Annotated in this window: 16 protein-coding genes; 9 read left to right on the plus strand and 7 right to left on the minus strand. The window is 69.7% G+C overall.

Features of this window, described 5'->3' with window-relative positions; all coding sequences use genetic code 11:
• Nucleotides 1-67: 67 nt before the first annotated feature.
• Nucleotides 68-1,147, minus strand: a complete 1,080-nt coding sequence (locus AB0M02_RS30480) for an inositol-3-phosphate synthase (RefSeq protein WP_364232974.1) — start codon at nucleotides 1,145-1,147, stop codon at nucleotides 68-70.
• 23 nt (nucleotides 1,148-1,170) lie between these two features.
• Nucleotides 1,171-1,800, minus strand: a complete 630-nt coding sequence (locus tag AB0M02_RS30485) for a PadR family transcriptional regulator (protein WP_364232975.1) — start codon at nucleotides 1,798-1,800, stop codon at nucleotides 1,171-1,173.
• 159 nt (nucleotides 1,801-1,959) lie between these two features.
• Here AB0M02_RS30485 and AB0M02_RS30490 point away from each other — a divergent pair, with 159 nt between their 5' ends.
• From AB0M02_RS30490 to AB0M02_RS30500, 3 genes are all read left to right on the plus strand, one after another.
• Entirely contained in the window at nucleotides 1,960-2,394 is a 435-nt protein-coding gene (locus AB0M02_RS30490; protein WP_364232976.1) for a DUF5318 domain-containing protein, read from the plus strand.
• A gap of 466 nt (nucleotides 2,395-2,860) precedes the next feature.
• Entirely contained in the window at nucleotides 2,861-5,212 is a 2,352-nt protein-coding gene (locus AB0M02_RS30495) for a transglycosylase domain-containing protein (RefSeq protein WP_364232978.1), read from the plus strand.
• Nucleotides 5,213-5,352: 140 nt separating this feature from the next.
• Nucleotides 5,353-6,912: a glycosyltransferase 87 family protein gene (locus tag AB0M02_RS30500; protein WP_364232980.1), complete on the plus strand. Its 1,560-nt coding sequence runs from the start codon at nucleotides 5,353-5,355 to the stop codon at nucleotides 6,910-6,912.
• Here AB0M02_RS30500 and AB0M02_RS30505 read toward each other — a convergent pair.
• Nucleotides 6,878-9,085 (minus strand): hypothetical protein, encoded by a 2,208-nt coding sequence (locus tag AB0M02_RS30505; protein WP_364232982.1) that lies wholly within the window; start codon nucleotides 9,083-9,085, stop codon nucleotides 6,878-6,880. The genes AB0M02_RS30500 and AB0M02_RS30505 overlap by 35 nt on opposite strands.
• A 21-nt stretch (nucleotides 9,086-9,106) precedes the next feature.
• Nucleotides 9,107-9,883, minus strand: a complete 777-nt coding sequence (locus tag AB0M02_RS30510) for a deoxyribonuclease IV (protein WP_364232985.1) — start codon at nucleotides 9,881-9,883, stop codon at nucleotides 9,107-9,109.
• A 116-nt stretch (nucleotides 9,884-9,999) separates the two neighbouring features.
• Here AB0M02_RS30510 and AB0M02_RS30515 point away from each other — a divergent pair, with 116 nt between their 5' ends.
• The 5 genes from AB0M02_RS30515 (at nucleotide 10,000) to rplI (ending at nucleotide 12,926) form a co-directional block, all read left to right on the plus strand.
• Complete coding sequence (locus tag AB0M02_RS30515; protein ID WP_364232988.1) at nucleotides 10,000-10,962, plus strand: hypothetical protein; 963 nt, start codon at nucleotides 10,000-10,002, stop codon at nucleotides 10,960-10,962.
• 298 nt (nucleotides 10,963-11,260) lie between these two features.
• Nucleotides 11,261-11,551 carry a 30S ribosomal protein S6 gene (gene rpsF / locus AB0M02_RS30520; RefSeq protein WP_097325510.1) on the plus strand — a complete coding sequence of 97 codons (291 nt, stop codon included), beginning with the start codon at nucleotides 11,261-11,263 and terminating at the stop codon, nucleotides 11,549-11,551.
• Between the two features lie 65 nt (nucleotides 11,552-11,616).
• Entirely contained in the window at nucleotides 11,617-12,186 is a 570-nt protein-coding gene (locus AB0M02_RS30525; RefSeq protein WP_364232991.1) for a single-stranded DNA-binding protein, read from the plus strand.
• A 36-nt stretch (nucleotides 12,187-12,222) separates the two neighbouring features.
• Nucleotides 12,223-12,462, plus strand: coding sequence for a 30S ribosomal protein S18 (gene rpsR, locus AB0M02_RS30530; RefSeq protein WP_007073789.1), 240 nt, complete (start codon nucleotides 12,223-12,225; stop codon nucleotides 12,460-12,462).
• A gap of 14 nt (nucleotides 12,463-12,476) precedes the next feature.
• Nucleotides 12,477-12,926 (plus strand): 50S ribosomal protein L9, encoded by a 450-nt coding sequence (rplI, locus tag AB0M02_RS30535; protein WP_364232993.1) that lies wholly within the window; start codon nucleotides 12,477-12,479, stop codon nucleotides 12,924-12,926.
• Between the two features lie 319 nt (nucleotides 12,927-13,245).
• Here the strand turns inward: rplI and AB0M02_RS30540 are convergent, their stop codons facing one another.
• Nucleotides 13,246-17,481: a hypothetical protein gene (locus AB0M02_RS30540; RefSeq protein ID WP_364232994.1), complete on the minus strand. Its 4,236-nt coding sequence runs from the start codon at nucleotides 17,479-17,481 to the stop codon at nucleotides 13,246-13,248.
• Nucleotides 17,482-17,867: 386 nt separating this feature from the next.
• On the opposite strand from AB0M02_RS30540, the gene dnaB reads away from it, so the two are divergent.
• The gene (gene dnaB / locus AB0M02_RS30545; RefSeq protein ID WP_364232996.1) at nucleotides 17,868-19,322 is read left to right on the plus strand and encodes a replicative DNA helicase; all 1,455 of its coding nucleotides are present in this window, start codon (nucleotides 17,868-17,870) and stop codon (nucleotides 19,320-19,322) included.
• Nucleotides 19,323-19,919: 597 nt separating this feature from the next.
• Here dnaB and AB0M02_RS30550 read toward each other — a convergent pair.
• Both AB0M02_RS30550 and AB0M02_RS30555 read right to left on the minus strand, forming a co-directional pair.
• Nucleotides 19,920-20,261, minus strand: coding sequence for a YbaB/EbfC family nucleoid-associated protein (locus AB0M02_RS30550; RefSeq protein ID WP_364232998.1), 342 nt, complete (start codon nucleotides 20,259-20,261; stop codon nucleotides 19,920-19,922).
• A 434-nt stretch (nucleotides 20,262-20,695) separates the two neighbouring features.
• Nucleotides 20,696-21,085 (minus strand): zf-TFIIB domain-containing protein, encoded by a 390-nt coding sequence (locus AB0M02_RS30555; RefSeq protein WP_364232999.1) that lies wholly within the window; start codon nucleotides 21,083-21,085, stop codon nucleotides 20,696-20,698.
• Nucleotide 21,086 lies beyond the last annotated feature (1 nt).

Genomic DNA, 21,086 nt, shown 5'->3' on the forward strand with positions numbered 1-21,086 from the left:
TCTATGGGGTTGTGAAAAAAAGGCCGGCCCATCACCTGGGCCGGCCTTTTCGCGTGGCTTGCGCTGGTCAGCGCTCGATCTCGCCGGCGATGAACGCCTCGACGGCCCGGTGGGCGTCGTGGTCGCTGTACTGCACGGGCGGGGACTTCATGAAGTAGGACGACGCCGACAGGATCGGGCCGCCGATGCCGCGGTCCTTGGCGATCTTCGCGGCGCGCACGGCGTCGATGATCACACCGGCCGAGTTCGGGGAGTCCCACACCTCGAGCTTGAGCTCGGCGTTGAGCGGGGTGTCACCGAAGGAGCGGCCCTCCAGGCGGATGTACGCCCACTTGCGGTCGTCCAGCCACGGCACGTGGTCCGACGGGCCGATGTGCACGTCGCTCTTGACCATCTCGTGCGGGATCTGGGAGGTCACCGACTGGGTCTTCGAGATCTTCTTGGAGACCAGGCGGTTGCGCTCCAGCATGTTCATGAAGTCCATGTTGCCGCCGAAGTTGAGCTGGTACGTGCGCAGCAGCTCGACACCGCGGTCCTCGAAGAGCTTCGCCAGCGCGCGGTGCACGATCGTCGCGCCGACCTGGCTCTTGATGTCGTCGCCGACGATCGGCAGCCCGGCGTCGGTGAACTTCTGCGCCCAGGCCGGGTCGGAGGCGATAAAGACCGGTAGGGCGTTCACGAACGCGCAGCCGGCGTCGATCGCGGCCTGGGCGTAGAACTTGTCGGCCTGCTCGGAGCCGACCGGGAGGTAGGAGACGACCACGTCGACCTCGGCGTCCCGCAGAGCCTGCGCGACGTCGACAGCCTCGGCCGACGACTCCTCGATGATCTCGCGGTAGTAGGTGCCGAGACCGTCGAAGGTCGGTCCACGCTGGACCGTGACACCGCTCGGCGGCACGTCGGTCAGCTTGATCGTGTTGTTCTCGCTGGCGACGATCGCTTCGCTCAGGTCCATGCCGACCTTCTTGGCGTCCACATCGAACGCCGCGACGAACTTCACGTCGGATACGTGGTAGTCGCCGAAGGTCACGTGCATGAGACCCGGGACGCGGTCGTTGGGGTCGGCGTTCTTGTAGTACTCCACGCCCTGCACGAGGGACGAGGCGCAGTTACCCACACCGACGATGGCGACGCGGACGGAGCCCATCGCGTTTGCCTCCTTGTTGTTCATCACGGCCGGTCCTGGTGCGGACGCGGTGTTTCCGGGGGTGGTGCCGTCTCCGCCGCCGGTGTTCCGGCGGCGCGGTTGCGGCCGGCCGGCGTACGGCCGGACCGCTCGTTGGTGATCAGTTCCTCGAGCCAGCGGACCTCGCGTTCGCAGGCGTCCAGTCCATGGCGCTGGAGCTCCAGCGTGTACGCGTCCAGGCGGTCAGCGGCGCGGGCCAGGATCTCGCGAAGCCCCTCCCGGCGCTCCTCGATCCGCCGACGCCGGCCCTCGAGGATCCGAAGACGGGTGGCCTGATCGGTGCGCGAGAAGAATGTGAAGTGCACCCCAAAACCGGCGTCGTCATACGTCTCCGGACCGGTCTGGGTGAGGAGGTCGGCGAACCGTTCCTTGCCGTCGGCCGTGATCTTGTAGACAACGCGGCCCCGTTTGCTCGTCAACGGGGGAATGATGTCGCTGTTCGCCTCTGCCTCGCTGATCCAACCGGCAAGCTTCAGCCGCTTCAACGTCGGGTAAAGAGTCCCGTAACTGATCGCGGCTCGCAGCGTGCCGAGCTTGGTCGCGAGCTCCTTGCGCAGTTCGTACCCGTGCATCGGGGCCTCCTGCAGGAGACCGAGGATCGCCAACTCCAGCACCGGTCCCTCCCCCACAGTCTGCTCCGATGTATCGGCTCGATACATCGTCACCGTAGATCGGGTCGCGGAAGTGCGCAAGCAGGACATGCTCCGCAGTCGCCGCGCCACGCTGAGTGATGGCGGTCGCCGGGTTCGCGGTGACCGCGTACTCTTCTCGCCATGCGCACGCAGCGGCAGGTCGTCGACTACTCGCTACAGAAGCGGTCAGTCCTGCGTGACGTGCGTAACGGCTGGATCGGGACCCTCGAGGTCTGCGACGCGTCTCCTTACTTGAGAAACGCCGCGACGTTCCACGGAGAGCCGACCGACGAGCGCTGTCCGATCTGCCGCCGCGACAACCTGACACTGGTGCACTACGTCTATGGCGACGAGCTCAAGCAGTCGGCGGGACAGGCCCGGAAACTGGCGGAGCTGCCGGTCCTCGCGATGACGCTGCGTGAGTTCCAGGTCTTCGTGGTCGAGGTGTGCCGCTCCTGCGCGTGGAACCACTTGATCGAGCGTTACGTGCTCGGCCGGGACGGCATCGAGGCCGACGAGTCCTCGGTCGCGTGTTCCGCGGGGTCATGGTCACATCGCGGGGAGGGGCGGCGATGAACCTGTTCGATCTCGCTAACGTGTACAAGATTGGCACCGACATGAGCGTCCTGCGCCCATATCGGCCATCTGGGACATTTTGCAATACGGTTGCGGTCTCCGCAGCCGAAAACGCCCGCTCGTGGCGCACCGTCGGGGCGGCCCTTCCGGGCCGTCCGGCAGCGCCCCCGCGACCGGTAGGTGTGAAGACATGAACGCGTACGGCGAATCGCAGTCAGCACGAGCCCGGGCCCGAGTGCCCGGGCCGTCCGCTGATTCCACGCCAGGTGACGACGGTGGCCGTCCGGCTCCGGACGCCTATCGGCGTCCGTCCGGGGCAGCCGCGGTGGCCACGCCAGGGCGTGCGTCGGTGGGCGGTGCTTCAGCCGGCCGGGCATCAGTGGGCACCGCGTCCCCCGGCCGCGCCCCGGTCGGCTCGGCACGGGCAGCCGCGGCTGTCGCGCCGGCGGGAGGTGGGCGTGCCTCGGTGGCACGTGCCGCGGTCCGGCCGGTGCCGCCCGGCGGCCCCGGAGGTCCGGGAGGACCCGGCGGCCCCGGCGGGCCCGGTGGCGGATCGGGCGGCCTGGGCGGCGGCAAGGGACGCAGCAAGGCGGACAAGAAGTACCGCCGAGCGAACATCCTGACCGCCGCGGCCGCCGTTCTCGTCATCATGCTCGGTGTCGGCATCGTCGGCGGTACGTACTTCTTCGACGACGTCGAGCTGCCCACGCCCGAGGCGGAGGCGCAGATGAACGTCATCTTCGACTCCACCGGCAAGAACGTTCTGGCGCGCGAGGGTGAGCCTCGTATCAACGTCCCGTACAAGAACATCAGCCAGACGATGCAGTACGCGGTCGCCGCCGCCGAGGACAAGAACTTCTACAACCACAACGGCATCGACATGAAGGGCATCGCCCGCGCCGCGTGGAACAACTTCACCGGCGGCGACAAGCAGGGCGCGTCCACCATCACCCAGCAGTACGCCCGGCACGTGGCCGATCTCAAGGACATCAGCTACAGCCGGAAGCTGCGGGAGGCCGTGATCGCCCGCAAGCTGGAGTCGAAGTACGAGAAGCCCGAGATCATGGGCATGTACCTGAACTACATCGACCTCGGCGAGGGGCGCTACGGCGTCGAGGCCGCGGCCAACGGCTACTTCAACAAGTCGGCGGTCACCGGCGGCAGCGCGGGTAAGAAGGAGATCAACGTCTACGAGGCGGCGGTGATCGCTTCGATCATCAAGCAGCCGTACCCGACGGACACCCACGCCGGCTACGACCCGAACTACAACCTCAAGGACGCCCAGCAGCGCTGGGAGTACACGCTCGCCAACATGCGCGAGATGAACTGGATCTCTCAGGCTGACTACGACGCGCGCAAGTACCCGAAGGTTGCCGAGCCCAACCAGAACAAGTGCAAGACCTGCGCCGACGGCAAGCCGGTCGGCATGGTGTTGCGGCACGTGAAGGCTGAGCTCGCGGAGCTGGGCGTCACGAAGAACGACCTGGAAAAGGGTGGTCTGCAGATCACCACCACGATCAACCCGAAGGTGCAGGCGGCCGCCGTGGCCGCCGGCTCGCGCAAGAGCGAGAGCTCGCCGATGAACGGCCGGTCCGCCAAGATGCAGGCCGCGGTGATCGGCATCGACCCGAAGACCGGCCGTGTACTCGGTTACTACGGCGGTGACGACCCGAACGGCACCGACTACGGCGGCTACATGAACGGTGAGGGCACCGGCATCGTGGACTGGGGCGGCCAGTCGCCCGGCTCGACGATGAAGATCTACACGCTCACCGCGGGCCTGCAGGAGAACCTCTCCTTCGACTCGATCTGGGACGGCACGATCAAGCCCGAGGGCCGTGACAAGATCAGCAACGCGGGTGCGGAGGAGTCCAGCGTCTGTGGTGGCAAGATCACGCACTGTGACCTGGAGCGGGCGACGATCAAGTCGTACAACTTCCCGTTCTACTGGATCGCCGACTCGATCGGTTTCGAGAAGGTCATCGCCGCGGCCAAGGCGGCCGGCATCGAGCACATGTGGACCAACGGCTCGAAGCAGTACCCGTCCGGCAAGATGATCGACTTCACCAAGACCAACGAGTCGACGTGGAAGAAGAACTTCTCCAACGAGGTCGCCTTCGGCCAGTTCCGCGTCCTGCCGCTGGAGCACGCGGCGGGTGTCGCCACGATCGTCAACGGTGGTGTGAAGCAGAAGGCCCACTTCATCAAGTCGGTCAAGCGGCTCAACCCGACCAGCGGCAAGTACGAGCCCTGGAAGAGCGAGAACCTGGACGGCAAGCAGGTCTTCCCGGCCGACAAGATGTCCGACCTGCTCGGCGTCATGGGCAAGATCCCCGGCGACCAGGGCAACACCCTGCGCAACGGCCGGCCGGCCGTCTCCAAGTCGGGTACCTGGGAGTTCGGCAAGGGCAACGGTGACACCTGGTACGTCGGTGGCATCCCGCAGCTCGCGGCGACCGTCTGGGTCGGTGGCGCCAAGGACAAGGTCCAGCTGACCGAGACCAGCGGCAAGAAGATGTTCGGCTCCGGCACGCCGGCCGACATCTGGAAGGAATTCATCAACACGGTCACCGAGGAACTGGACTGGGACGTCGAGCGCTTCCCGGACCGGATCAAGGGCGGCGACCCGAAGGCATTGGGCAACGGCACCGCGCCGCCGGAGCCGGAGACCGACCCGAACCTCAGCGTGATCTGCCAGCAGCTGCCGGCGCTCTGCCCGACCAACAACGGCGGGGACAACGGTGGCAACAACGGCGAGAACAACGGGGGCAACAACAACGGGCCGGGTGGCAACGGACCCGGCGGCACCGGCGGTTGACGCCGATCCAGCCGACAGCGGCGCCCACCTCGGGTTCGAGGTGGGCGCCGCCTCGTTTTCGGCCGTCTGTCCTGTGAAGATCGGTTTGCAGGTGTGGGCCGTCACCTTTTGCGGCGCGTGATGCGGCATGATGCCAAGACATGAGCACGCAACCGTCCACCGACCGGCCCACCACCGACCGGCCCGACGTCACACCGGCGACCGAGGACGGGTTCGTGCGGGGGCTGTCCCAGATGATCGGCGGGCCGCTCGGCTCGCACGCTGTGCCGCCGGACTCGCGGCCCGGGCGGTTCTGGACGGCACCACGGATCGTGCTCGCTCTGACGTGCCTCGTGCTGGCCCTGTCCTGGGTGCAGAAGTCGCCCTGCATGGACGGCAACTGGCAGAAGAACGTGCAGTACACGCGGTACTGCTACACCGATGTGCTGGCGCTCTACTTCGCCGAGGGCATCAACGAGGGCAAGGTGCCGTACGCGGATCACCCGGTGGAGTACCCGGTCGTCACCGGCTACTTCATGGGCGCGCTCGGGCTGCCGGTGCACGCGTACGGGGTGAAGAACCCGGACATCAACCAGGGCAGCTGGTTCTACAACGTCAACGCCCTGGTCCTGTCGCTGTTCGCGGTCGCGACCGTGGGGGTGATCCTCGCCCTGCGGCGACGGCGGCCCTGGGACGCGGCCATCTTCGCGCTCTCGCCGATCCTGCTGCTCACCGCGACGATCAACTGGGACCTGCTGGCGATCGGGCTCGCCGCCATCGGGTTGTACCTGTGGGTCAAGCAGAAGCCGGTCTGGGCCGGCGTGCTCCTCGGGCTCGGCGCGGCGGCGAAACTGTGGCCGCTGTTCATCCTCGGGCCGATCCTGATCCTCGCCCTGCGCACCGGGCGGCCGAAGCCGTTCGTCGCCTCGTTCCTGGCGACCGGAGCGACGTGGGCGCTGGCCAACTTCCCGGTCTGGTTCTGGTACCACGAGAGCTGGCTGCGCTTCTTCCGCCTCAACTCGGAGCGGCCCATCGACTGGGGCACGTTCTGGTACATCGGCCGGTACCTCGACGGCAAGTGGAACACCGGCACCGACGGCGACCAGGGGCCGTTCCAGTGGCTGAGCAACAACATCCCGACGCTCAACTACCTGTCGTACGCCCTGTTCGGTCTCGCATGCCTGGCCATCCTGGTCGTCGGCCTGCTCGCGCCACGCCGCCCCCGGCTGTCCCAGTTGGCCTTCCTCGTCGTCGCCGCGTTCCTGCTCACCAGCAAGGTGTGGTCGCAGCAGTACGTGCTCTGGCTGCTGCCGCTGATCGCGCTGGCGCGGCCGAAGTGGGGCGCGATCATGGCGTGGACGGTCGCCGAGGTCGGCTACCTGGCGGCGTTCTACGCCGAGCTGATCGGTGCGGGCGGCAAGACGGTGATTCCGGAAGGGACGTTCGTGCTCGCGTCGACGGCGCGGTTCGTGACGGTGGCCGTGCTGTTCGGGCTCGTGATGCGCGAGATCTGGCGGCCGGAGCTGGACGTGGTCCGGGAGTCGTACGACGGGGCGGACCCGGATGCGGGGCCGCTGGACGGGCCGGACGTCGGCTGGGTCGCGGGTTTCCGGCGGACGTTCGGGATCGGCACGAGGTCGGGGTCGTCGGGGGACGCTGAACCGGCGGATCGCACCGACCCGGATCTCACAGACCCGGTGGGATCCCCGGCGGCGTCGTGATTCCTGGCGGCGTCGTGATCCCCGGCTGCGTCGTGGGTCCCGTGGTCAGTCCGGGTGCCGGGCTCAGCCCGGGACCGGTGCTTGCGCCCGGGGTCGGCAGCGGGGCCGTGCCGGGCGGCTGCTGACCCTGCTGCTGACCCAGCCGGAACAGGACGGCGTCGTCGAGGTCCTCGCGCGTGATGCCGAGCGCGTCCACCGGGATGTCGCCGGACCGCTGCCACGACGTGTTCGTCACCGCCGAGCGGATCAGCAGGACGCTGCCGACACCGATCGACCGTAGGTACTCGATGCTGGCCACGTCCGGGAACGAGGCCACCCGGGTGCGCAACTCGGTCTGCCGGGCGGCGGCGAACACACCGCCGCCGTTCGCCATCTGCTCGAACTTCGAGGTGGACCAGAGCTGCACGGTCTGATCGAAGATCTCACCGGTCGGCAGGACCAGCATCGGGCCGGCCTCAACCGTGCGCATGACGCTGGGCTGAGCCGGGACGGTCGGGTGCGCGGTGGCGTTCCAGCCCTCCAGGGCGACCAGGATCAGCGGCGTCAGCATGGCGAGCCGCAGGTAGGGGCCGGGCCACGGCGGGATCCGCTGTGCCGCGAGGTGTTCCGCGCGGCGGACGAAGTCGTCGACCGCGCCGGCCGCGAGGATCGCGAGGATCAGTGTGACCCAGAGCATGAGGCGCCCGGAGATGCGCAGGTCGAATGCGGTCGGGTAGTGCCCGAACAGCGGCAGGTAGGTCCAGCGGCCCTCGAAGAACGTGGTGCCCAGGGTGAGGATGATCGCGACGGCGAGGCCGAGCACCAGCAGGAGCCGGTGCCGGACCCGCCAGATCGAGAAGATCAGGCCGGCGAGGGCCAGCGCGTACAGCACGAAGCCGGGTAGCAGGGACATCTCGGCGGGCCAGGTCAGGAACGAGCGCGGCACCTCGTGGGCGGCGCCCCAGACCCGGGACTCGGCGGGGCCGATCAGCAGGCTGCGCAGCGGCGGGGAGAAGAACTGGATCTCCTGGAGGCGGGTCGGCGAGTCCTTGGCCAGCGCGTACGGCACGGCGATCATCAGGCCGACGCCGACGAAGATCAGGGCGCCGAGGACGTCGGTGGCGACGAGACGCCAGCCGAGCAGTGAGTCGTGGCGGCCGCGCAGGAAACGGAGCGGGGCGAACCTGCCCTCGTGGCGGATGCCGTGCACGACCGAGGCGACCAGCAGGACGAGCAGGATCACGCCCATTACGTACGCGAACGGCATGCCGAGCGAGAAGCCGAGCGAGACCTGCCAGATGGCGACGGCCCAGCCCGCGGCGGCCCAGCCCGCGTGGCGGCGGGGGGCGCGGAATCCGTACCGCATCGACCAGCCGTGTCCGCGGGCCAGCATCGCCAGGGCGAGCGGGATGCCGCCGGCCGAGATGATGTCGAGGTGGCCCTCCTGCGCCAGCCGCCACGGCGCGTACGCGAACGCGACGGCCGCCATCGCGGCGCCGGTCGGCCGGGCGCCGAGCTGGCGCACCAGGGCGTAGGCGCCGAAGGTCAGCAGTGCGTGCGCGACCAGGAAGATCAGGTTGTAGCGGAGCACGGCGGCTTCCGCGCCGCTGCCGATCATCCCGAACGGTGCCCAGCCGAGCAGGCTGTCACCGAAGCCGAAACTGAGCGATTCCGGGTAGTAGGCGTTGGAGTGCCACAGCCGGATCGGGTCCTCGACCAGGATGTGCCCGGCCCAGGCGATCTGCCAGGCCTGACGGGACGGGTCGGCCAGGTCCTGCGGGAGGGTGTGCAGCGGGTACTGCATGGCCGGCCAGGTCATCAGGACGGCCAGCAGGAGGCTGGCATAGACCGCGAGCGCCCACTCGTGGACCAGGCCGCGGCGTATGGCACGCATGCCGCGACGGAGGCGGCCGGGTGGCTGCTCGGGCAGGGCGGCGAAGACCGACCACGGATCCGGAGGGGCGCCGGGTGGACGGGAGTTCGGCAGCTTTTTCCGTACGTTTGCTTCGGGCTCTTCGGGTTTTTCCGGCTCTTCCTTCGCCGCCGGTTTCTCCGCCGGCTTGATCTCTTCCGGGGCCCGCTTCTGCCGGAACAGCCGGAACCTCGGCCGCCGCTCGGTCACGGCCGTGCTCGGCCCGCTCTCGCCCGGCCCCGGTGCGGAGGCGGGCGAGATCGGTTTCGGCTGCTCGGACATGACCCTCCCGTGCCGGTTCGGCTAGCTGCCCGCCCGCTGCCGCAGAAGGGCGATGTCCGCGGTCTGGCCCTCAGCTCCGCCCGGGGTCTCCACAATGGCCGGCGCCCCGGAGGCGCGGATCGCCGCCACCACCAACTCGGGGTCGATCTTCCCACTACCCAGGTTGTCGTGGCGGTCCTGGCCCGAGTCGAACCCGCCCTTGGAATCGTTGGCGTGGATCAGATCGATGCGGCCAGTGATCGACTTCACACGGTCGACGATGCCGACCAGGTCTTCGCCTCCCGCGTACGCATGGCAGGTGTCCAGGCAGAAGCCGGCGCCGAACTCACCCACCGCTTCCCACAGCCTGGCCAGATCGTCGAACCGCCGCGCACAGGCGTTGTCCCCGCCGGCCGTGTTCTCGATCAGCACCGGAAGCGGCAGGCCGCCTTCACCCTGCGCATACTCGAACGCCTTGCGCCAGTTCGCGAAGCCGGACGCCAGATCGGCGCCCGCACCGACGTGCCCGCCGTGCACGATCAGGCCCTTCGCGCCCAGCTCGGCGGCCGCCTTCGCGTGCGCCATGAGCAGTTTGCGGCTCGGGATCCGGATCCGGTTGTTCGGCGAGGCGACATTCACGATGTACGGCGCGTGGATGTAGATGTCCACCTCGGACGCCCGCAACACCTCGGCGTCCTCGCGTGCTTTGGGCGTCTTGTAACCCTGTGGGTCGGTGAGGAAGAACTGCACCGCGTCCGCGCCTCGTGCGGCGGCCTCGGCGAGCGGGTCTGCGGGGTCGACATGGGCTCCGATGCGCATGGGACGAGCCTACGACGCTTCCCCGCGCGTCACCGTGCCGTGTCACCTCTCGTTAGCTCCATTGATCTGGCTTGACCGATGCCGGCTGTGACCGGTGGCTGACTAGGGGATGGTGCATGTCGCGGCAGTTCCGATACCGGATGGCGGCGGTGGTGCTGAGTGGGTTGATCTTCGGCGTTCCGCTGCTCACGAACGGGACGGCCAGCGCCGAACAGCTGGAACCGGCCGATCGCCAGGTGAGCTTCGGCGGCGGGGTGCTGGGCCTCTCGTGTGAGTCGCGGCCCAGCGTGGAGTCGATGACCGTACCGGCGGACACGATCGTCCGGGTGGTCAACCGGACCGGGCACGACGCCCAGTTGCACCTCGGCAGCACGCCACGGGGTGTGGTCCCGGAGGACGGCTCGGCCGATCTGGTGTTCCGGCGCGGGGTGACCGCGGTGCTGCTGGACCCGAACTGCGACGAGAACGACGAGGTGGTGCCGATGCTGGTCACCACCGAGCCGTCCGATCCGGCCACGCAGCCAGGCCCGGACGCCACCTCGGCGGCCTCCACCATGGTCGCGGAGCCGTCGGGCCCGGGTTCGCCGGCGGGCTCCCGAGCCGGTTCGGCGCTGCCTGACTCGGCCTCCCCGGCGTCGCGCCCGTCGCGCATCACGCCTGGCGCGCGCCGGTCGAGCGTCCGGAAGGCGGCGGCCCGGCCCGCGGTCACCACCCCCGACGCTCCGTCCGTGCGTCCTCGTCTCAAGGTCAAGACCATGCGGGGTACGGGGATCGGCGCGCCTGCCTTCGCGGGAATGCCGCCGGGTGACCGTGTTCCCGCCACTCTCGCGTCCTCCTCCTCCGCTTCCTCCGTCCTTTCCTCCGCTCCGGCTCTGGCCGCCGCTCCCGAGGTGGCTTCGGCGGGTGGAACCTCGGTCGGCGGGACCATCGCCGAGCCGGTGGCCGCGGTCGGGCCGATCCGGGAGGGCCGTCCGATCGGGCTGCTGGGGCTCACCGCGCTGATCTGCGTGCTGGGCGTGTCAACCGCCGCGATTCGGGCAATCGTGTCGCAACGTGCATCTCGTACAAATATGGCGTAAGCTCCTCGGTGAAAGCTCCGCGGGGCGGACGCGTCCAACCTCATCGGTGTGGTCGTTCCTCCCCAGGTCCCACCCAACGAATTCGGACCGGACGCCCCGCGGCTTCTCACCACGACGACCCCGTCCACGGACGGGGTCGTCGTTTTTGGGCCTGGCGCCCTACCTGGGTATGCTGGCTCGGTTCGCAGTGTGTTCGCCGTGGGGCGTCTTCACTCCCACGGCTTTCTTCTGCGTTCGACACAAGACCTCCTGCCACGGAGAGACCGTGGCCGCATAGCCCACAGGAGGTGAGAAAGTCTTGCGTCATTACGAACTCATGGTGATCCTCGACCCTTCGCTCGAGGAACGCACCGTGGCCCCGTCGCTCGACCAGTACCTGAACGTGATCAGGACCGCGGGTGGCTCGGTGGAGAAGCTCGACGTCTGGGGCCGTCGCCGGCTCTCGTTCGAGATCAACAAGAAGGCCGAGGGCATCTACGCCGTCGTCGACCTTCAGGCGACCCCCGAGGCCGTCGCCGAGCTGGACCGTCAGCTTCGGCTCAACGAGAACATCCTGCGTACCAAGGTCATCCGTCCCGAGACCCGCTGAGGCGTTTTTGTCAGAGGGTCCTGAGACCCTTTGCGTCAACGACTTGAGCGGCGAGGAGAAGTTTCATGGCTGGAGAAACCACCATCACGGTCGTCGGCAACCTGACCGACGACCCTGAGCTGCGCTTCACCCCGTCGGGTGCGGCGGTCGCCAAGTTCCGCATCGCGTCCACACCGCGGACCTTGGACCGGCAAACGGGCGAGTGGAAAGACGGCGAGCCACTGTTCCTCGCATGCAACATCTGGCGTGACGCCGCCGAGCACGTCGCCGAGTCGCTGCAGCGTGGCGCTCGCGTGATCGTGCAGGGCCGCCTGCGCCAGAGGTCGTATGAGACGAAAGAGGGAGAGAAGCGCACCGTCTACGAGCTCGAGGTCGACGAAATCGGTCCGTCTCTGCGCTACGCCACGGCGAAGGTGCAGAAGATGAGCCGGTCCGGCGGCGGCGGGGGAGGCTTCGGCTCCTCCGGTGGTGGCAACCGGCAGTTCAGTGGCGGCGGCAATCGTGGCGGCGGCAACAGCGGCGGCAACGATTTCGACGACCCCTGGGCGACGGCTGCCCCGGCTTCCAGCAACCGCGGTGGCAACAGCGGCGGTGGCGGCGGCAACTCCTCGTTCGACGACGAGCCTCCCTTCTAAGCCCTACGGGCTTTACTGAGTTCAGGAGTAAGAGCAATGGCTAAGGCTGCGGCGCTTCGCAAGCCGAAGAAGAAGGTGAACCCGCTCGACAAGGACGGGATCACCTACATCGACTACAAGGACACCGCTCTCCTGCGGAAGTTCATCTCCGACCGCGGCAAGATCCGTGCCCGCCGCGTCACCGGTGTGACCTCCCAGCAGCAGCGGCAGATCGCCCGCGCGGTCAAGAACGCCCGTGAGATGGCGCTCCTGCCGTACACGGCCACGGCGCGCTGAGAGGGGGCACCGAGATGAAGATCATCCTCACTCAGGAGGTGTCGGGCCTCGGCACCCCCGGCGACATCGTCGAGGTGAAGAACGGCTACGGCCGTAACTACCTGCTCCCGCAGGGCTTCGCCATCCAGTGGACCAAGGGCGCCGAGAAGCAGGTCGCGGTCATCAAGCGGGCCCGTGAGGCGCGCGAGATCCGTGACCTGGGCCAGGCCAACGAGGTCAAGGGCCAGCTCGCCGGCCTCAAGGTCACGCTGTCGGCGCGCTCCGGCAACGGCGGCCGCCTCTTCGGCTCGATCACCCCGGCCGAGATCGTCGACGCGGTCAAGGCCGCCGGCGGTCCCGCCCTCGACCGGCGCCGCCTCGAGCTGCCCGGCCACATCAAGACCACGGGCGCGTACAACGTCCAGGTCAAGCTCCACCCCGAGGTCACCGCCACCTTCCCGGTGAACGTGGTCTCCGCGAAGTAACACCCCGCACCACCGAAACGGCGCGCCGGCCGACAGTCGGCGCGCCGTTTCGCGTTCACTCCCGGGCTGTTTGCTTCCCGGGCCGCTTCCTGGGCCGGCCGCCTCCCGGGCTGGCTGCTTCCCGGGCTGGCTGCTTCCCGGGCGGGCCGCTTTCCGGGCGGGCCGCTTCCGGGGCCGGCTGCTTCCCGGGCCGCGATTTCCCGGCGGGGGCTTTCCTCGGTCGGCGCCCTTCGTCTGTTCCGCGCTTGCCCGCTGGTTGGCGCTTGCTTCCTGGTGCGCGCTTCTTGGCTTTTTGTGCCTGTTTCGGTCGGTTCGGGCGTCAGCTCAGGCTGTTGCCGGTGATGGCGGAGCTGAGGACTGTGGCCAGCCCGCCGCCTACCACCGCGGCGGCCAGGCCCACGCTTGCCGACTTCCAGGCGGTGGTTGCCCAGCGGAGGGCCAGGGCGACCAGCATGCTGAGGGCGAGTGAAACGCCGAACTCGGGAGCGGCGCCGGCGAGCGTGTCCAGGGCGTGGCTGCGCTGGCCGCTGTTGAGCAGGAACATGCCGGCTACGAAGAGGAAGACGGGCACGCCGTACCAGACGACCGTGTAACCGACCGCCGCGAGTGGGCCGCCGGTGGTCTCCTCGTCGGTCTCGTCGTCGTCGGGGTCGAGCAGGTCGTTGCCGGCGCTGGTTACCAGACCGCTGTTGACGGGGCGTCGTTCGTAGGCGCCGGAGCCCTGGAACGCACCGGTGGGACGGCGCGGCGGCCAGGAGGTGTCCTCGTCCTCGTCGGGAAGAGCGTCGGCGGGCGGCCGGGAGATGACCGAGGTGGCGCTCAGCGCCAGGTTCGACGGTCCTGCCACGGAGGCGGAGCCGCTTGGCCGAAAGGGCGGAAAGTCCGATGTGTCGTACCGCCGGGGTTCGCCCTCTGTCAGTGCGTTGTCCCGGGAAAGCTCCTGGCGCCAATCGGTCTCACCGTCCGTCCCGGCGCTGTCACGGTACTGAGCGCCGCGGCGTGCGGCGCGTTCGGCGGAAAGCCAGTCAGCGGCGGGGCGGGCCTGGCCGTAGCCGGCGCCGCCGCCCGGAGGATCGTTCCAGTTGTCGTAGCCCTCGCGGCCGTTGTCCGGTTCGCCCGAACCGTACGCGGGCGCGCTGGCACGACGCGGCTGCTCGGACCACTGAGAGGGTCCGGCGGGCAACTCGCGGCGAGGCGGCTGCTGCTGCCAGGTCTGGCCGCCGGCGGGCAGCTCACGGGCTGCGCCGTAGGCGCGCGGCTCCGGACGGGCGGGCTCCTGCCACGGCTCACGACGGGGTTGCCGCTGGTCCTGCCAGCCGCCCCGTCCCGAGTCGGGTCCGCCCTGGTCCTGCCAGCCGGGTTCGGAACGTCCCTGGTCCGGCCGTCCCTGGTCTTGCCAACCGCGTTCGGCTCGGCCCTGGTCCTGCCAGCTCGGCTCCGGGCGTCCCTGGTCCTGCCAGCTCGGCTGGCCGCCTGCGGGGAGTTCGCGGGACGGAAGCTCGCGCGCGGGTGAACCCCAGCGCGGCGGCTCGGCCGACGGCAGTTCGCGTTGCGGCTGGGCGGCACCGTAGGCGCGCGGCGGCTCCCGGCGGGGCTCCTGCTCCCGGCGGGGCTCCTGCCAGGACTGGCCGGTGCCGGCCGGTAGTTCGCGCATCGGGGCCTGGCGCGGGGGCATCGGGCCCTGACGCCAGCCGCCCTCGGCGGGGGGCTCGTCGGGCTCGACGTTGAGTCGCCTGTACTGACGGCTCTGCCGCGGCTCGGGTGCGACCCGCCAGGCCTCCGGGTCCAGCGGCTCCTCGTCGCGGGCGGAGGGCTCGCTCACGCGGCGACGGCCGGTGCCGGTGGTGTCGGGCGAGCCGTAGCCACCGTACGGATCCTGGTCGCGGTTGCGGCGGCCGCCGCGGTCCTCGTCGTAGCCGCCGCCCCACGACGGGCTGCCGGGAGGCGCGCCGCCGGGAGTCGAGCTGCTCGGCCGGATGGCGCCGGGCATGGCGCTGCGCGGACGGCTGCTGGGCACACCGATGCTGGTCTGGGTGCTGCTGGGCGGTGCGCCGTTGGTGGGCTGTGCGCTGCGCGGTGCCGGCATCATCGCGCCGGAGCGAGCCGCGCCGTTGCCGTTCGGGACGGCGCTGGTCGGCCAGGCGCCGCTGCCGGGCATGCCGCTGCTCGGCAGAGGCCCGCCGGGAACGCCGCCGGTGCGCCCGCCGGGTCCGCCGCCGAATCCGCCGGGTCCGCCGCCGTTGGGTGCACCGGGTCCGCCGCCGTTGGGCCCGCCGCCGTTGAATCCGCCGGGACCACCACCGTTGGGTCCGCCGCCATTGAATCCGCCGGGACCACCACCGTTGGGTCCGCCGGAAACGCTGCCGTTGGGTCCGCCGCCCGGGCCGTCGCGTCGGCTTCGGCGGGACGCACCGCGGGCGCCGCCAGCGCCGTCCTCCGGCCCGTCCGCGGCCTCGCCCTTGGTGGCCTCCCGGCGAGCGGCTTCCGCGCGCCAGGCGAGCACACGGGGGTCGTCCTCGGCGCGGCTCCACTGGCCGGTGTCCGGGTCGCGGGTCCAGTTGCTGGTGTCCGGCTCGGCCTCCCAGGAGGAGGTGTCCTCGCGCCAGTCGGTGGCGTTCTGGTTGTAGCGGGCCGGGCGCGCACCACGGCGCGGCTCGGCGTCGCCCTGCTCGCGGCGACCGCGGCGGCCGCCGGGCTCGGGCATCCCCGGGCCGTCGAAGCGACCGGAGGCGGAGGGTGTGGGCGCCTCCGTGTACCTCGGGATGTTGCCGGTGTCGGTGTGCTGCGCCCAGTCGTCCTGGTCGGTGCCGGTGGACCAGCCGGTGCCTCCCGCGGGGGCGGCGCCGTCGGCCTCCGGTGCACGACGACGGCCGCGGCGGGGGGTCGGATCCTCGTAGGCGGCCTGACGGCGCCACGCGGCACGGTCGTCCTCGCGGACCAGGTGGCGGGCGTCGTCGACCGGTGAGGTCTGCCAGCCGGGAGCGTCGGTGCGCTCCCACTGGGTCATGCCGGTCGTGTTCTCGCCGGGATCGCCGCCGCGCCCGAAGTCACCACGCCCGTTGCCACGGCTGAAGCCGCCACGCCCGGGATCGCTGCGGCTGAAGGCGCCGGACCCGGGATCGCTGCGGCTCGGATCGCCACGGCCGAAGTCGCCACGACCCGGTTCGCGCCCGAAATCGTTGCGTGCGGGGTCGCGCCCGAAATCGTTGCGTGCCGGGTCGCGGCTGATGTCGCCACGCCCGGCGTCACGGCCGAAGTCGCCACGGCCGGCGTCGCGGCCGAAGTCGCCGCGCCCGGGGTCGCGGCCGAAGTCGCCGCGCCCGGGGTCGCGGCCGAAGTCGTTGCGTGCGGGGTCGCGGCTGATGTCGCCACGTGCGGGGTCGCGGCTGAAGTCGCCGCTGCCTGTGTCGCCGGGGGCCAGGTCGCTGCGGCCGAAACCGCCGGCGCGCCCGTAGTCGGGGGCACGGCCGTAGTCGGCGGGCTGACCGTAATCGGCGGGCTGGCCGTTGTCGGGCGGGCGGCCGGTCTCGGTGCCGCGTCCCCAGGACGGGGAGGGCTGTTCGCGGCTCCACGAGTCGGCGGGCTGGCCGGGGTCGCGGCTCCAGGAGGGCGAACCGGTCGCACCGCCCGCCGGGACGCCTCCTGCTGCGGCGCCACCGGTCGACCAGGAGTCGGCGGGTCGCTGTTGCCAGGACGGGGTCTGTGCTGACGGCTGCTGCCAGGACGGGGTGGCGGACTCGGTCCCCGACCACGTCTGCTCGACCGGCCGGGTGGCCCGGCCGGGATCCTCCGAGCGCCGCCAGGAGGGCGTGGTGTCCGGCTCCGGCTGCTGCCACGACGGCGTCTGCGCGGAGGACGGCTGCTGCCACGACGGTGTGGACGACGATTGCTGCTGCCAGGAGGGTGTCGAGGACGACTGCTGTTGCCAGGAGGGTGTCTGCGTGGAGGAGGACTGCTGCCAGGAGGGTGTGGACGACGATTGCTGCTGCCACGACGGTGTCGAGGACGACGACTGCCGCCACGACGGGGTCGACGAATTGTCAGCGATGTCGCTGTTACCGGAATCAGTACCCAGTGTGGGCCAGGCTGTTCCCTGGATGGCCAGTTGGTCCCGCTCGCGCTCCGGGTTGTCGTCGTTGTCGCCCTGCCACGCCTCGGTGGTGGAACGCCAGACGTGCGAACCGGTCGACGACCGCCACTCCGTGGTCTGCCGCCACCGTGCGCCGGTGGCCCTCCACTCGGACGTCTGGGTCCGCCAGCCGACCCCGTCCGCCGGGAAGGTGGGGCGCCCGGTGGACGCCACCTCGGACCAACGGTTGGCCGGCTCGATGGCCTGACTACCGGAATACGGCTCGACTTCTGCCTGCTGAGCCCATGCGTCAGCGCGCCGCTGCCAGGTCAGCGCCTCTTCACTGGGTGCCATGCTGCCGGTGTCGGCGAGCGAGGCCCACCGAGACTCGGATTCGTTGATCTCCGGTTCCCGGGTGAGCCAAGCCTCCGCAGCGCGCCTGTCGCGCGGCATGCGGGCGCCGTAGCCCCACTCCGGTTGGTCCACGTGAAAAGGGTGACGTGCGCAGGACGGAACCGCAACGCCTCAGCGCGACGGCTTGCTCACCGGCCAGGTATTTCCCCTGATTGGCATCCTTTTCTGCCCTCCACAGGTGGGGATGACAAAAGCGCTGCTGGGGAAGGGGCAGCACCCATTGTCCCCAGAAGTTGTCCACAGGCCTGTGCACAGGCAGGAGGTGGATGTCCACAACTTGTCCCAAGACTCGTCCACCGAGGTGGTTGGGCAGGTGGCGGCACGATTCGTACAGTGGTCCAGCCTCGCGTACCCACTTTGATCCGCGTGTTTCTCTGAAGCAGCGCTCGGATCAGCCGAAAGTGTCGTACCTGAGTTGTTCGATCGTGATGGCGGTCACTGTTTCGAGGGGGTCCGGGGTGTCGATCACCGATGACGCACGGCCGGAGTCCCGGCCGCCGTCGCAGGCCGGCGGTGGCTCCTCCGGCGGCGAGCCGCCCCGTAACGGATCGGGCGGCGGGTTCAGTGGCGGTGGGGGTGGTGGCGGCTTCGACAAGGCGCCGCCTCAGGACGTCGCGGCCGAGCAGGGCGTGCTCGGCGGCATGCTGCTCTCCAAGGACGCGATCGCCGATGTCGTCGAGATCCTCAAGACCACCGACTTCTACCGGCCGGTGCACGCCACGATCTTCGACACGGTGCTCGACCTCTACGGCCGGGGTGAGCCGGCTGACGCCCTGACCGTCGCCGCGGCCCTCGCCGACTCCGGTGACCTGCAGCGGGTCGGCGGCGTTCCCTATCTCCACACGCTCATCGAGAGCGTGCCCACCGCGGCCAACGCCTCCTATTACGCCCGGATCGTCTCCGAGCGGGCGATCCTGCGGCGCCTCGTCGAGGCGGGGACGAAGATCGTCCAGCTCGGGTACGGCACGGGCGGCAACGGTGGCCGCGACGTGGACGACATCGTCGATCTCGCCCAGCAGGCGATCTACGACGTCACTGAGAAACGGGTCAGCGAGGACTTCGCGGCGCTCGGTGACATGCTGCAGCCGACCCTCGACGAGATCGAGGCGGTCGGCGCGTCCGGCGGCATGATGACCGGCGTCCCGACCGGCTTCCAGGATCTCGACCGCCTGCTCAACGGCCTGCACGCCGGTCAGCTGATCATCGTGGCCGGCCGTCCCGGTCTCGGGAAGTCGACGGTCAGCATGGACTTCGCGCGTAATGCGGCGATTCAGAGCGGCTGTGCCAGCGCCATCTTCTCGCTCGAAATGAGCAAGATCGAGATGGTCATGCGTCTGCTGTCCGCCGAGGCTCGCGTGCCGCTGCACACGCTGCGGTCGGGCCAGCTCTCCGACGACGACTGGACGAAACTGGCCCGCCGGATGGGCGAGATCAGTCAGGCGCCGATCTTCGTCGACGACACCCCGAACATGAACCTGATGGAGATCCGGGCCAAGGCGCGCCGCCTCAAGCAGCGGCACAACCTGCGCCTCCTGGTGATCGACTACCTGCAGCTGATGTCGTCGCCGAAGAAGACCGAGAGCCGTCAGCAGGAGGTCTCCGAGCTGTCCCGTGGCCTCAAGCTGTTGGCCAAGGAGATCGAGTGCCCGGTGATCGCGGTGAGCCAGCTGAACCGTGGCCCCGAGCAGCGCACCGACAAACGCCCCCAGCTCTCCGACCTGCGTGAGAGTGGCTCGATCGAGCAGGACGCCGACGTCGTGATCCTGCTGCACCGCGACGACTACTACGACAAGGAGTCGCCCCGGGCGGGCGAGGCCGACTTCATCGTGGCCAAGCACCGTAACGGCCCGACGGACACGGTCACGGTCGCCGCCCAGCTGCACCTGTCCCGCTTTGTCGACATGGCCATCTGACGCTGCCGGTCTGCCGAGCGGTGGCCCACTGACGCGCGGGCGCGGCGGTGGGAGGAGACGCTGGGGTCCGCTGCGTGACGGCCTGGTGGAGGGCGGACGCGGCGGTGGGGGAAGACGCTCCCGATCCGCCGTGCGACGGCCTGGTGGCGGGCGCGGCGACGGGGTCTGCTGTGCGGCGCCTGGCGCGGGTGGGCGCGGCGACGGGGGTCTGCTGCGCGGGGGTGCCTGGCGTGGGCGGGCGCGGCGCCGGGGGAAGACGCTTCCGATCCGCCGTGCGACGGCCTGGTGGAGGGCGGGCGCGGCGACGGGGTCTGCTGTGCGGGGTGCCTGGCGCGGGTGGGCGCGGCGCCGGGGTCTGCTGTGTGTGCCGGGCGCGGGTGGGCGCGGCGCCGGGGGGTCTGCTGTGCGGCGGCCCGGTGGGAGGGTGAGCGCGGCGCTGAGAGAAGTCGCTGCGTGGCCTGGTGGAGGCGTGGGCGCGGTGATGGAGGAGTCGCTGGCCCGCGGTGGAAGGGCTGGCGCTGGGGAGGAGTCGGCCCTGTCCCGCCGGGGAGGAGCTGCGTGGCTCCGGACCGGCAGGGGTGAAATGGCGATATTTCCTCAGGCGTCGTCTTCGGGTGGGCGGTGATTCGTCACCAGTTGTTCTATCTGACGGTGTTTGCCGGCTGAGGCGTGCTGAACTGTTTCCACAATGGTGCGGGCCAGGGTTTGTGCGTCCCATTCCCGGCAAGCCTGCTGATCCAGTCGCAAATCCACCAGGTGGCCGTCGGCGTCCACGGTTGCGTGCACGGCGCCGTCCAGGGACTCGGCGCTGACCTGCATCGTCGCCAGGCTGCGCTGGAGTTCGTCCACTCCGGAACGCAGTTCCTCATAACGGCCGTAAACGTCTTCCAGGTCGTGGCGCAGAGCCTGGTTCGCCGCGCGATCCGCTGTTTCAGTCACGGTTCTTCCTCCGTTCGCCGCGACAGGGGGGCGACGTGACAATACCCAAGATCAGCGACGTTGCGTATTCCAGTGACTTCGTAACGCACATGAAAAGAGAAAGCTATCGAAATGGTTCTCTTTAAAGTGACGACACGGCTCCGGATGGTGGTCACCGAGAGTGATATGGGGCACGGCGGCGCCGGAGGTGGGGAGCTGGATCCGCGCGGAGAGGCAAGGATTGTCGCTGTTGGGAATGTCCACAGCGGAACGGCGAGGTGCGGGCGATGCCGGTCACTCTCGGTGCGGCTGGAACGGGTGTAACCGTGCTGTGACGCCCCGTGGCTGTCTCAGTCAGCGGACACGGAAGCGCGAAATGTGGACCTGAAAACACGTGTGCCCTGCGCACGGCGGGAAACCGTCATGCGCAGGGCAGCGTCGCGGAGAAGACCGGCTCAGTCGAACAGGTCGTGGAGGAAGCCCCGCCGGCGGTAGTGGCCGTGGTGCTGCTGCCGGTAGTGGCCGTGGTGTCCGTAGCCGGGCCGGCCATAGGGAGCGGCGGCCGCGGGCGGGTAGGCGTGCGGCGCCGGAGCACCGTAGGCGGGCGGAGGCGGGGGCGGCGGCACGTAACCGCCGTGCTGGGGCTGCTGGTGCGGAGCAGGCGGCGGAGGCGCTTGCCCTGCGCCCGGCGGCCGTGCGTTGTATGTCTGCTCGGCGGCGAAGAGCTTCTCGAGCTCACCACGGTCCAGGAAGATTCCGCGGCACTCGGTGCACTGGTCGATCGTGACGCCGCTGCGCTCGTAGACCCGCATCTCGCCGTGACACTTGGGACAGGTCATCTGCATT

The sequence above is a fragment of the Actinoplanes sp. NPDC051861 genome (assembly GCF_040681145.1).
In the GTDB taxonomy this organism is placed as follows: domain Bacteria; phylum Actinomycetota; class Actinomycetes; order Mycobacteriales; family Micromonosporaceae; genus Actinoplanes.